The sequence below is a fragment of the Microbacterium sp. SSM24 genome (assembly GCF_025989145.1).
Classification (GTDB): domain Bacteria; phylum Actinomycetota; class Actinomycetes; order Actinomycetales; family Microbacteriaceae; genus Microbacterium.
In genome coordinates this window covers 232,887-245,028 of record NZ_JAPDNQ010000002.1, presented here as the reverse complement: position 1 = coordinate 245,028, position 12,142 = coordinate 232,887, and the positions used below count along the sequence as shown (strand labels likewise).

The following is a 12,142-nucleotide window of genomic DNA, read 5'->3' as shown; positions in this document are numbered from 1 at the left end:
GAGGATCACGCCCGCGGGTGCGCGAGCCGGTACGTCGCAGTAAGCCGTTCGCTCGACACATGCGTGTAGATCTGCGTCGTTCCCAGGCTCGCGTGGCCCAGGATCTCCTGCACCGCGCGCAGATCGGCGCCCCCGTCGAGAAGGTGCGTCGCCGCCGAATGCCGCAGCGCATGCGGACCGGCGGCCCCACCGACCTCGGGACCGAGCGCCCGCGCGACGACGTCGTATGCCGCCCGGGTGCCCAGGCGTCCGCCACGGACGCCGAGGAACACAGCCCCCGCACTGCGCTCCGTCGGCGCCTGACGCCCGAACAGTGCCGGGCGGCCGCGCACGAGATACGCGTCGAGCGCACGACCCGCCGCTCCCCCGAAGGGCACCACCCGCTCCTTCGAGCCCTTTCCGACGACGCGAGCCGTGCGCCGGTCGCGGTCGATGTCGCCGAGGTCGAGACTGCACAGTTCTGACACGCGCACTCCGGATCCGTAGAGGAACTCGAGCACGGCATGGTCTCGCAGCGCTATCGGATCGCCCTCCGCAGCGGCGGCACCCGCACGGTCGAGCATCGCGCTCAGGGCATCCGCGGTCGCGACCTTCGGAAGCGGGCGGCCCCGTTTCGGAGCGACCAGCCGCAGTGCCGGATCGTCCGAGATGATGCCCTCATCGAGGGCCCACGCGAAGAAGCCGCGCGCCGTCGAGGTGCGCCGCGCGAGGGTCGCGCGGGCGTCGGCCCGCTGGGTCGCACGCCACAGCCACTCGCGCAGGGTCTCGAGGTCGATCTCCGCGAGGTCGGCATTCCCCACCGTCGCGGCCAGATCGGCGAGGTCGCCGCGATACGCCCGCACCGTCGCGGGTGAGAGCCGGCGCACGTCGGCGAGCACGCGCGCATACGCGTCGGCGGCGTCCTCGAGCCTCATGACCCCAGCTTGGTCCGACCTGCCCGGGCGCGCGGTGCGACTCACCGCGTCAGCGCTTCCTCCCCACCCCTGCACTCGGCCGCGCACTCCACCGGCCGCTCGCGATGGACGAGCGTCGCGAGACGCGTTCGCGACGATCGGTTCATGGCAGACAAAGATGAACTCGGACGCGCGGGAGAAGAGCGTGCGGCGCGCTACTTCACGGACGCCGGTTACGAGGTGGTCGCCCGCAACTGGCGCTGCCCCGGCGGCGAGATCGACCTGGTCGCGGTCGACGCCGAGCACGTCGTCGTCGTGGAGGTCAAGACGAGGCGGGGAGAGGGTTTCGGGCATCCGTTCGAGGCGATCGACGCGCGCAAGCGCGCGCGTCTGTGGCGTCTCGCGTGCGCCTGGGTCGCCGCGAATCGCGACGTCGTTCAGCGGCGCCGCATGCGGATCGACGCCGTGGCGGTCACCGGTGCGGACCCCCGCACCGCACACCTCGAACACATCCGCGACGTGGAGGTGCCATGAGCATCGCCCGCACCTGGTCAGTCGCTCTCGTCGGGGTCGAGGGCGAGCTCGTCGAGGTCGAGGCCGACCTCTCGAACCAGACACCGGAGTTCAAGATCATCGGCCTGCCCGACAAATCGCTCGGCGAGGCCGTACAGCGGGTGCACAACGCCTGTGCGAACAGCGGCGCGCCACTCCCGCGCCGACGGCTGACCGTCAACCTCTCCCCCGCGAGCCTCCCGAAACAGGGCTCGGGCTTCGACGTCGCGATCGCCCTCGTCTGCCTCGCCACCGAGACGACGATGGACAACACGTCCCTCGCGTCCACGGTGCACCTCGGCGAACTCGGCCTCGACGGCCGGCTCCGACCGATCCCGGGGGTCCTCCCCGCCGTGCTCGCGGCCGCGAGGGCCGGGCGACGGCGCGCCGTCGTGCCCTGGGCGAACCGCGCGGAGGCGGGGCTCGTCGACGGCATCGAGGTCGTGGGCGCCGTGAACCTCGCGCAGGTCCTCGCACTTCATGGCGCGGATGTGGAGGTTCCCGACGACGAACCCGTCGATCTGCCCGACGACGCCGTCCCGGCCGAGCCCACCCTCGATCTCGCCGAGGTGATCGGACAGCGAGAAGCCGTCGAGGCGCTGGTGGTCGCCGCAGCGGGCGGACATCACCTCATGATGTGCGGTCCGCCCGGTGCGGGGAAGACGATGCTCGCGCGCCGCCTCACCGGCATCCTTCCCGCGCTCGATGATCGTGCGGCACTCGCGAGCGCCGCCGTCCGCAGTCTTTCGGGCGTGCGGGTCGTCGAATTGACCCGTACGCCGCCGTTCGAGGCCCCGCACCACAGCGCCAGCGTGGCGGCACTCGTCGGCGGCGGATCACGCACCGTTCGTCCCGGCGCGATCGCCCGCGCCACCGAGGGCGTGCTGTTCCTCGACGAGGCGGGCGAGTTCACCGCCGGCGCACTCGACTCCCTCCGCCAGCCGCTCGAGACCGGCACGATCACCATCCACCGATCCGGCGCGAGCGCCGCGTTCCCGGCGCGGTTCCAGTTGATACTCGCGACGAATCCCTGCCCGTGCGGCGACTACGGCATCCGCGGCGGCACCTGCACCTGTCCGCCGTCGGCGATACGCCGGTATCTCGGCCGGCTGTCCGGACCCTTGCTGGATCGTATCGACATCGAACTGGCGCTCACCCGTGTCTCGGTCGCTCAGCACGGTCACGCGGGCGCGACGATCACGACGGCCGACGCGCGCAGTCAGGTGGCCGAGGCGCGGGCGCGCACGGCTCACCGGCTGGCCGACACGCCGTGGCGACTCAACGCGCACGTGCCCGGCACCTGGTTGCGCGAGGGCCCTGCCTCACCCGAAGCGAAGGTGCTCCGCCCGCTCGACGCCGCGCTTCACCGCGGTGCCATCACGCTGCGCGGCTATGACCGCGTGCTGCGGGTGGCGTGGTCCCTCGCCGATCTCTCGGGCCTTCCACGACTCACGGCTGAGCATCTCGGCCGGGCTCTGTATCTCAAGAAGGGACTCGCCGCATGAACGGCTTTCGACTGGACCCCGCGACGGCACGCAGCGCGCTGGGCGGCCATGCCGACACGTCGGCAGCGGACTCTGCGGTCGTCGACCGCTATGCGACCGTCGTGTGGTCGCACCTCGTCGAACCGGGCGATTCGGTGGCCGGACGCATCGTGGCCTCCCATGGGCCACTCCGCGGCTTGGAGATCGTGCTCGCCGCCGACAGCACGGCATCGGTCACCGCCCGAGAACTCGACGAAGGCCGAAAGCGGTGGATGCCGCGTCTCGACCCGCTCCAGATCGCGCGGAGTCTCGCCTCGGCCGCGCGAGCATCGGTCGCGATCATCACCCGCGCCGACTCGGACTGGCCCGGCCAGCTCGACGACCTCGGGATGCATGCGCCGCACTGCCTCTGGGTGCGCGGGGACCGCGGCCTGCTCGCGCAGCTGCGCCCGTCCGTGGCGATCGTCGGCGCACGAGCGGCGACCTCATACGGCGACCACGTCGCACTGGAGCTCTCCGCGGATCTCGCAGGGGGCGGGATCCCCGTGATCTCCGGTGGCGCGTACGGGATCGATGGTGCCGCCCATCGCGCCGCGCTCGGCGTCGGCGGGCGCACCGTCGCGCTGCTCGCGGGAGGCGTGGACCGCAGCTACCCCGCGGGCCACTCCGGACTCATCGAGGGCATCGCCGCGACGGGAGCGGTCGTGAGCGAGGTCCCCTGCGGCGCCGCCCCCACCAAGTGGCGATTCCTGCAGCGCAACAGGCTCATCGCAGCGCTGAGCGATGCCACGATCGTGGTCGAGGCAGGATGGCGCAGCGGATCGCTCAACACGGCCGGCCACGCGGCCTCGCTCTCCCGGCGGCTCGGAGCCGTGCCAGGCCCGGTGACCTCCGCTGCGTCCGCGGGGACGCACCGCCTGCTGCGCGAGTTCGACGCGGCGTGCATCACGAGCGCAGCCGATGTGCGTGAGCTCCTCGGGCTCGACACGATCGCCGCCACAAGCACCGGCGACCGAGCGGCGCACACCGACGACACGACGCGGGTCCGCGATGCGCTCAGCACGCGAGCGCCGCGCGAGGCGACCGATCTCGCCCGGCGGACGGGGATGTCCGTCGACCACGTCGAAGCCGTGCTCGGACTCCTGCAGCTCGAAGGCGCAGCCGTACGCGACACCACGGGCTGGCGATCGCCGACCTCCCGGAGGTGATGCGTCCGCCGACCTCAGGTATCGAGCGACAGCTCCTCGGGCAGATGGAAGTCGCGGCGCTGAAGCTCCTCGACGTTGACGTCCTTGAACGTCAGCACGCGCACAGCCTTCACGAAGCGGTCGGCCCGGTAGATGTCCCACACCCACACGTCCGACATCGAGATCTCGAAGTAGAAGTCGTGCTCGGTGTCGCGGCGCACGACATTGACCTCGTTCGCGAGGTAGAACCGCCGCTCGGTCTCGATCACGTACTGGAACTGCGAAACGACGTCGCGGTACTCGCGGTAGAGGGCGAGCTCCAGCTCACGGTCGTAGTCCTCGAAGACTTCGTCATCCATGGTGAGACCATCCTATGGGCGCGACAGGATGCCGCGAACCTGCGTCCGCCGATGGCGGACAGAGCATCAGAACAAGGTGGGGGCGTCGGCGATCGACCACGACGCCCGATGGTGCGCGCTGATGCCGTATTCGCGGATCGCATCGCGATGGTCGGGGCTCGCGTACCCCTTGTTGCGCGCCCAGTTGTAAGCCGGCAGCTCCTCGTGGAGCTCGGTCATCAGCGCATCGCGCGCCACCTTCGCGATGACGGATGCCGCGGCCGCCGACGCGCAGTCACGGTCGGCCTTGATCACGGGACGCACACGAAGTCCGCGCGCGCCGGCGGCGGTGATGTAGTCGTAGTTGCCGTCGAGGATCACAACGGCCTCCTCGGGCACGACGCCGAAGGCGCGCAGGTCGGCGATAGCCCTGATCGACGCGAGGCCGAGTGCGCGCATGATGCCGATCTCGTCGATCTCGGCAGAGCTCGCCCACCCGACCGCGCTGGCCGACACCCAGGATGCGGCGCGGGAGGCGACATCCGCTCGCTTGGGCTCGGGCACGAGCTTCGAGTCGCGCAGGCCCTGCGGGATGCGCTTGCGGGATCGCGGAGCGTCGATCACCGCCGCGCCGACCGCGACGGGGCCGGCCAGTGCACCTCGCCCCACTTCGTCGCACGCGATGACGATCGCGTGCTCCTTCAAGAGCCTGCGCTCGAGCGTCAGTCGCGGCTCCGCGACGGTCATGGCGCCGGCTCCTCCTCGGAAGGCTGCGGCACACCGGCGAAGTCGTCGTGGTGGAAGTCGAGCATCCCGAACCGGTCCAGCGGCCAGGTCAGGAGGAACGCCCGGCCGACGACGTTCTCGATCGGCACGAAACCCTCGCCGGGCTGATCCTGGTTGTACCTGGAGTCCCGCGACGAGTAGCGATTGTCGCCGAGCACCCACAGGCTCTCCTCGGGAACCGTGACGTCGAAGGTCGGCCCTGAAGCGGCGGACTCCCCGGACGGAACCTTGATGTAGTCGGTCTCGTCCACCGCGACGCCGTTGATCGTGATCTGTCCGAGCGTGTTGCAGCACACGACGTGATCGCCGGGGAGACCGATGATGCGCTTCACGAGGTGATCGTCGCTGTCGGGGGCGGAGAGCCCCACGAGGGCGAGCACCCACTCCACGGCCTCGACGACGGGCGGTCGCGCCGGGTCGGTCGACGGCGGCAGCCATCCGCCCGGGTCACGGAAGACGACGATGTCGCCCCGGTCGTAGCCGCCGAATCGCGGCGTGATCTCGTCGACGAGAATCCGGTCATCGATGTGGAGGGTGTCCTCCATCGAGCCCGACGGGATGTAGAAGGACCGGACCAGGAACGTCTTGACGAGGAACGACACCAGAACCGCGATCAGGATGATGACGATCACGTCGCGGAGGAAGACGACCCAGCCGCGACGACGACGGTGAACGGTCGCTCCGCCCCCTGAGCCGCCCGACGGTGCCGGCTCGGCAGAAGCCGTCTTCTCGGTGGTCATGCACGATCCTTCACCGGCGCACCGCGGATCGGAGAGCCTCTCATCAAGGTTCCCACATCCGCGATCATCGGATGGGACGGGATGTGGACTTCGGGGGACGTTGTCAGCGTGGGAACGACGAAGCCCCGGACCACGCAGGTCCGGGGCTTCGTCGAGCATGACTCAGCGGTCGCGCTTCTCCTTGATCTTGGCCTTCTTGCCACGGAGGTTGCGGAGGTAGTAGAGCTTCGCGCGACGCACGTCACCGCGGGTGACGACCTCGATGTGGTCGATCACCGGGGAGTGAACCGGGAAGGTGCGCTCGACGCCGACCTGGAAGCTGATCTTGCGGACCGTGAAGGTCTCGCGCACGCCGTCGCCCGAGCGGCCGATGACGACACCCTGGAAGACCTGGATACGCGAGCGGTTTCCTTCGGTGATGTTCACGCCCACCTTGACGGTGTCACCGGGAGCGAAGGCGGGGATGTCGGAGCGCAGCGATGCTGCGTCGACGGAGTCGAGGATCTGCATGATCTTTTCTCTCTGCGGCCGCCACAGGTCGACCGCGGGAAGTATGGGATAGGAAGTCGTGTGCCCGAGGCCGCCGGCCGTAAGCCGCGCGACTGATTCCCCTGAGGCAGAACCTGGTCAGGGCACAAACATCCATTCTGCCACGGATGCCGCGACCGGCCAAAACGGCGTCAGCGCGACTGCGGACCCTGCTTCTCGCTTACGACGATGACCTCCGGCGTCGATGCCGATTCCGACGCTGACGGCCCGTCCTGTGCCGCCGGGATATAGGCCACGCCGTCGACGGTGTGCATCACCAGGCGCGACGGCTTCGCCTCGCTCCACAGCTGCCAGAGCTCGAGCCAGAACAGCCCGATGCCGACGAGCACCGCGGCCACCATCGCCGGCACCCACCAGGACTGGTTGAAGAGTCCGAGCGAGATGATGAGAACGTGCCAGACGGCGAAACCGAGCACATCCCACCACGACACGGCGCGGTGCGCGCGGACGGTCCCTCGCGCGCGGACCAGCAGCGTCAGCAGGAGCTGCCAGAGGAACACACCCGGCACGGCGAAGAGCATCCAGAGGAACGCCCAGCCGTTCGCGCCCGCGATGATCCAGCCGACGAACAGCCACAGCGGAAGGACGAATGCGGCAGGAATCATCCAGCCGAAGAAGCCACGCCTAAGCCACATACACCGATGCTACGCCCGCGAGCGCTCTGCGGGACATGCCTTCGGCGCGGCACGAGGCATCCTCACAGCGGAGCGCTCCCCCGCCTGTGAGAATGGAGGAGACCCGAGAGGAACCACATGATCGAGCTGCGCACCCCCGCCGAGATCGAGGCGATGAAGCCCGCGGGCAGATTCGTCGCCGAAACCCTGGCGACCCTGCGCGACGAGACGAAGGTGGGCACGAACCTCCTCGCGATCGACCGGCGGGCGCACGACCTGATCCGTCGCGCCGGGGCGGAGTCCTGCTACATCGACTACCACCCGTCCTTCGGGGCGAGTCCGTTCGGCAAGGTCATCTGCACGTCGGTCAACGATGCGGTGCTGCATGGGCTGCCCTTCGACTACACGCTGCGCGACGGCGACCTCGTGTCGCTCGACTTCGCCGTCGCGGTGGACGGCTGGGTCGCCGACTCCGCCGTCTCGTTCGTCGTCGGCACCGCGCGCGACGAGGACCTCGCCCTGATCGACACGACCGAGCGCGCTCTGGATGCCGCGATCGCGGCCGCGACGGTCGGCAACCGCATCGGCGACATCTCGGCGGCGATCGCGGCGATCGCGCACGCCGACGGCTACTCCATCAACACCGACTTCGGCGGCCACGGCGTGGGTCGCGAGATGCACGGCGATCCCCATGTCGCCAACGACGGCAAGGCCGGCCGGGGCTATCCGCTGCGCGACGGCCTCGTGCTCGCGCTGGAGCCGTGGTTCCTGCAGACGACCGACGGGCTCGTCACCGACCCCGACGGCTGGACGCTCCGATCGGTCGACGGCTCCCGTGGCGCCCACTCGGAGCACACCGTCGCGATCACCGCGAGCGGCCCGATCGTGCTGACCGATCGCTCCTGGCTCGGCGTCGACTGACTCACACCTCGCTGGGCACGATCACGATCGCCGATCTCGGCGGGAGGGTCGCGATCCCGTCCGCGAGCCGTGCCGAGGCATCCGTCGCCAACGCGACCTCCCACCCCGGGGGAACGGGGATCCGCACCGCTTCGGCGGAGAAGTCGACGAGGATCTCCGCGCCCGGCCTTCCCAGTCGGAACCAGCGTTCATCCTCATCGGCGGATGCCGTCATGCGACCGAAGTCCGGATCGGTCAGCCCTGCGACGCTCCGTCGCAGAGCGATGAGCCGGCGATAGAGCTCCAGCAGCCGCGCGTGGGGCGCGGCATCCCGCTCAGCCCAGTCGAGCTTCGAGCGTTCGAACGTCGCCGGATCCTGCGGGTCGGGGACGAGTGCCTCGTCCCAGCCCATCCGGGCGAATTCCGCCTTGCGTCCCCGCGCGGTCGCCTCGCCGAGCTCCGCTTCCGGATGCGACGTGAAGAACTGCCAGGGAGTGGAGGCGCCCCACTCCTCCCCCATGAAGAGCATCGGCGTGAACGGGGAGAGCACGGTGAGCACGGCCGCGACGGCGAGGCGGCCCTCGTCGAGAGTCTGCGAAAGGCGATCGCCGGCCGCACGATTGCCGATCTGATCGTGATCCTGTGAGAACGTCACGAGACGCCACGCCGGCAGGCGCGGGTCGATAGGCCGGCCGTGCTCACGGCCACGGAAGGAGGAGAACGTGCCGTCGTGGAAGAACCCGCGGGTCGATGCCTTCACGAGCGCCGCGAGCGGAGCGAAGTCCGCGTAGTAGCCCGAGGTCTCGCCCGTCAGGGCGACGTGGAGCGCGTGGTGGTAGTCGTCGCTCCACTGCGCGGTGAGCCCGAACCCGTCCGCCTCGCGGGCCGTGATCAGCCCGGCGTCGTTGAGATCGCTCTCCGCGATGAGCGTGATCGGCCGGCCGAGGTGAGCGCTCAGCGCGTCGACGGTCTCGGCGAGCTCGCGCAGCATGTGTGGCGTCCGACGGTCCCGCAGCGCATGGACCGCGTCGAGGCGCAGGCCGTCGACGTGGAAGTCGCGCACCCACATCGCCGCATTGTCGAGGATGTAGCGGCGCACCTCGTGCTCGTCGAGATCCACCGACGAGCCCCACGTGTTCGCTTCGGCGTCCCGCAGGTACGGACCGAACTCGGGCAGATAGTTCCCGCTCGGTCCGAGGTGGTTGTACACGACGTCCTGGATCACACCGAGACCGGCTGCGTGACATGCGTCGACGAACCGCTGATACGCCGACGGACCGCCGTACGCCTCGTGCACCGCGAACCACAGGACGCCGTCGTACCCCCAGTTGTGGGTGCCGTTGAACGCATTGACGGGCAGCAGCTCGACGAAGTCCACGCCCAGCTCGACGAGGTGATCGAGGCGGCGCGACGCGGCATCCAGGGTTCCCTCCGGCGTGAAGGTGCCGATGTGCAGCTCGTACACGACGCCGCCCGCCAGCTGCCTGCCGTTCCACGCGCCGTCGCGCCACTCGTACGCCTCCGCGTCGAACACGGCGCTGAGCTCGTGCACTCCGTGCGGCTGCCGCCGTGATCGCGGATCGGGTCGGGCACCGCCGCCGTCGAGGACGAATCCGTACTCGTCCCCCTCCGAGAGCGCGACGGCAGCGCGCCACCAGCCGTCGCCGATGGGCGTCATGGGCAGATCCTCGCCGTGACGGGGTGCGCGCAGAGCCACGCGCTCGGCGCGGGGAGCCCAGACCGCCGGGTTCACTCCTCCTCCGCGACGAGCAGTGCGACGGGATAGAGGTCGAGCAGCTCCTGCAGCGGGATCGCACCCCCGGAGAAGCGCCGGCCGGTGATCACGTCGATGGTCGGGCCGGCATGCCTCAGGAGCACGGTGTCGTCCCAGGACGAACCGGATGCCGCGCCCCGGCGGGCGAGCGCCACGGGCAGCCGCGTCGCGATCGCGATCGCACCGCCGCGATCCACGGCGATCACGTGCGCAGAGGCCGGACCGACGACCGTCGCCGGCGTATAGCGGGTGAACAGGTCGGGGCGGTCACGCCGCAGGCGCAGCGCGCGCGACGTCACGAGCAGCTTGGCCGCGCCGGAGGCGTCGATGACGGGACGCGCGTCGCTCTCCAGGGCCTCCAGAAGTCGCCGGCGCTTCCCGAAGTCCACGACGCGGCGGTTGTCGGGATCGACGAGGCTCTGCTCCCACAGCTCGCTTCCCTGGTAGACGTCGGGCACCCCCGGCCCGGTGAGCTGCAGCAGCCTGGCGGACAGCGCGTTGGACCATCCGGCACCCACGATCTCCGAGACGAACGCGTCCACGCGGGCGGTGAGATCGGGCTCGTCGAACACGGCGTCGACGAGGGCGTGCACGCGCGCCTCGAACGCATCGTCGGGCGCGAGCCAGGAGGTCGACTCGCCCGCCTCGCGTGCGGCCTTCTCGGCATACCCGTGAAGGCGTTCGCGAGAGACCGGCCACGTACCGATCACCGCCTGCCACAGCAGCGCGTCGAACGGGCCGTCGCCGGAGGTCGCGGCATCCCGCAGTTCGCCCAGCACGTGCTCCCAGCGCTCGGGGATCTCCGCCAGCACGGACAGGCGCGCTCGCACGTCCTCGCCGCGCTTCGTGTCGTGGGTCGACAGCGTCGTCATGCTATGCGGCCACATCGCGAGTCGCAGCGCCTGGGCGGTGTGGAACTCGTCGACGGTGAGGGCGAACTGCGACGGATCCGCGCCGACCTCGGTCAGGGTGCCGAGCCGGGTCGACCGGTAGAACGCGGTGTCCTCGACACCCTTGGCCATCACCATCCCGCTCGTCTGCTGGAACCGCCGTGCGGCCGGATGCTGCGGATCGCCCAGAGCCGGGAGCACGCGGTCGATCGTCTCGGCGAGCTCGGGTCGACGGCGGCGCGCGGAATCGGCGGCGACGTCGAGGTGCTCGCGCCCCGCCGGCAGGTACGACCGGTACACCGGGAACCGCGCGAGAAGCTCAGCGATCGCGTCCTCCACGCGGTCGTCGTCGGCCGCTCCGAGATCGCGTGCGAGACGACGGACCTCCGAGCGCAGGATGCCGTCGGCGACAGCCCGTTTGGTGCCGGCGATCACGTCGACCCACGGCGCGGAATCGGCGCGTCCGGTCTCGCGGCGCAGTCGAGCGTCGAGTCGGTCGAGCTCCTCCTCACCCGCGGGATCGATGAGGACGCGATCGATCTCGGCGAGCGCGTCGTAGCCGGTCGTCCCGTCGGCGGCGAAGAACTGCGGCAGTCGCTCCCCGTGCTCGAGGATCTTCTCGACGAGGACGTACGCACCGCCGGTGAGCTCGTCGAGCTGAGCGAGGTAGTCGACGGGCGCGCGCAGCCCGTCGGGGTGATCGACCCGCAGCCCGTCGACGAGCCCTTCGGCGAACCACCGGCCGATCTCGGCGTGGGTGCGCGAGAACACGTCCGGATCCTCGACCCGCACGGCCGCGAGGCTCGACACGCCGAAGAAGCGACGGTAGTTCAGGTCGGTCGTCTCGCGGCGCCAGAGCATCAGCTCGTAGTGCTGACGGTCGTGCACGGTGAGCGCGCCCGCGCCGTCGCCGGCCGACCCGGGTGCGAGCGGGAAGCGGTGCTCGTGGTAGCGCAGCTCGTCTCCTTCCACCCGGAGAGACCCGTCGGCCGCAGCATCCGCGAGCTCCTCGCCCAAGACCGGGATGCGTACCTTGCCGCCGCCGAATTCCCAGTCGATGTCGAAGGCGGCCGCGTGCTCGGACGCGCGGCCGTGGCGCAGCACGTCCCACCACCACGGATTCTCGTGCGGCCGGGCTACGCCGAGATGGTTCGGGACGATGTCGACCATCACGCCCAGCCCGGCTGCGCGGCACGCGCGCACCGCGCGTTCGAACCCCTCGCGCCCGCCCCTGGCGGGATCGACCGCGGTGGGATCGACGACGTCGTAGCCGTGGTCCGAGCCCTCCGACGCCGTGAGGACCGGGGACAGATAGACCCAGTCCACGCCGAGCGCGGCGAGGTAGTCGGCCAGCGCGGCGGCATCGTCGAGCGTGAAGGCAGGGCGGATCTGCAAGCGGTAGGTCGACGCCGGACGCAGAGCGGGCACCGCGATC

At 70.4% G+C, this 12,142-nt stretch carries 12 protein-coding genes; 4 read left to right on the top strand and 8 right to left on the bottom strand.

Annotation, left to right across the window (positions count from 1 at the left end):
- Positions 1-5: 5 nt before the first annotated feature.
- Positions 6-914: a tyrosine recombinase XerC gene (locus OL358_RS13070; protein WP_264710505.1), complete on the bottom strand. Its 909-nt coding sequence runs from the start codon at positions 912-914 to the stop codon at positions 6-8.
- Positions 915-1,058: 144 nt separating this feature from the next.
- On the opposite strand from OL358_RS13070, the gene OL358_RS13065 reads away from it, so the two are divergent.
- From OL358_RS13065 to dprA, 3 genes are read left to right on the top strand one after another with little or no spacing between them, the layout of a single operon-like run.
- A complete protein-coding gene (locus OL358_RS13065; protein ID WP_264710504.1) occupies positions 1,059-1,427 on the top strand; it encodes a YraN family protein in 369 nt (122 codons plus the stop codon).
- On the top strand, positions 1,424-2,950 hold the full coding sequence (locus OL358_RS13060; protein ID WP_264710503.1) for a YifB family Mg chelatase-like AAA ATPase: 1,527 nt from the start codon (positions 1,424-1,426) through the stop codon (positions 2,948-2,950). The genes OL358_RS13065 and OL358_RS13060 overlap by 4 nt, the downstream gene beginning before the upstream one ends.
- Positions 2,947-4,137 carry a DNA-processing protein DprA gene (gene dprA / locus OL358_RS13055; protein WP_264710502.1) on the top strand — a complete coding sequence of 397 codons (1,191 nt, stop codon included), beginning with the start codon at positions 2,947-2,949 and terminating at the stop codon, positions 4,135-4,137. The genes OL358_RS13060 and dprA overlap by 4 nt, the downstream gene beginning before the upstream one ends.
- A gap of 14 nt (positions 4,138-4,151) precedes the next feature.
- Here the strand turns inward: dprA and OL358_RS13050 are convergent, their stop codons facing one another.
- From OL358_RS13050 to OL358_RS13030, 5 genes are all read right to left on the bottom strand, one after another.
- The gene (locus OL358_RS13050; RefSeq protein ID WP_056120641.1) at positions 4,152-4,475 is read right to left on the bottom strand and encodes a DUF2469 family protein; all 324 of its coding nucleotides are present in this window, start codon (positions 4,473-4,475) and stop codon (positions 4,152-4,154) included.
- A gap of 66 nt (positions 4,476-4,541) precedes the next feature.
- Entirely contained in the window at positions 4,542-5,201 is a 660-nt protein-coding gene (locus OL358_RS13045) for a ribonuclease HII (RefSeq protein ID WP_264710501.1), read from the bottom strand.
- A complete protein-coding gene (lepB, locus tag OL358_RS13040) occupies positions 5,198-5,980 on the bottom strand; it encodes a signal peptidase I (RefSeq protein WP_264710500.1) in 783 nt (260 codons plus the stop codon). The genes OL358_RS13045 and lepB overlap by 4 nt, the downstream gene beginning before the upstream one ends.
- Before the next feature lie 162 nt (positions 5,981-6,142).
- The gene (gene rplS, locus OL358_RS13035; protein ID WP_056120652.1) at positions 6,143-6,490 is read right to left on the bottom strand and encodes a 50S ribosomal protein L19; all 348 of its coding nucleotides are present in this window, start codon (positions 6,488-6,490) and stop codon (positions 6,143-6,145) included.
- A gap of 170 nt (positions 6,491-6,660) precedes the next feature.
- Positions 6,661-7,164 carry an MFS transporter permease gene (locus tag OL358_RS13030; RefSeq protein WP_264710499.1) on the bottom strand — a complete coding sequence of 168 codons (504 nt, stop codon included), beginning with the start codon at positions 7,162-7,164 and terminating at the stop codon, positions 6,661-6,663.
- 117 nt (positions 7,165-7,281) lie between these two features.
- Here OL358_RS13030 and map point away from each other — a divergent pair, with 117 nt between their 5' ends.
- Positions 7,282-8,064, top strand: a complete 783-nt coding sequence (map, locus tag OL358_RS13025) for a type I methionyl aminopeptidase (protein WP_264710498.1) — start codon at positions 7,282-7,284, stop codon at positions 8,062-8,064.
- Position 8,065: 1 nt separating this feature from the next.
- Here the strand turns inward: map and treZ are convergent, their stop codons facing one another.
- Positions 8,066-9,796, bottom strand: coding sequence for a malto-oligosyltrehalose trehalohydrolase (treZ, locus tag OL358_RS13020; RefSeq protein WP_264710497.1), 1,731 nt, complete (start codon positions 9,794-9,796; stop codon positions 8,066-8,068).
- Positions 9,793-12,135 carry a malto-oligosyltrehalose synthase gene (treY, locus tag OL358_RS13015; RefSeq protein WP_264710496.1) on the bottom strand — a complete coding sequence of 781 codons (2,343 nt, stop codon included), beginning with the start codon at positions 12,133-12,135 and terminating at the stop codon, positions 9,793-9,795. Before treY ends, treZ begins: the two co-directional genes overlap by 4 nt.
- Positions 12,136-12,142 lie beyond the last annotated feature (7 nt).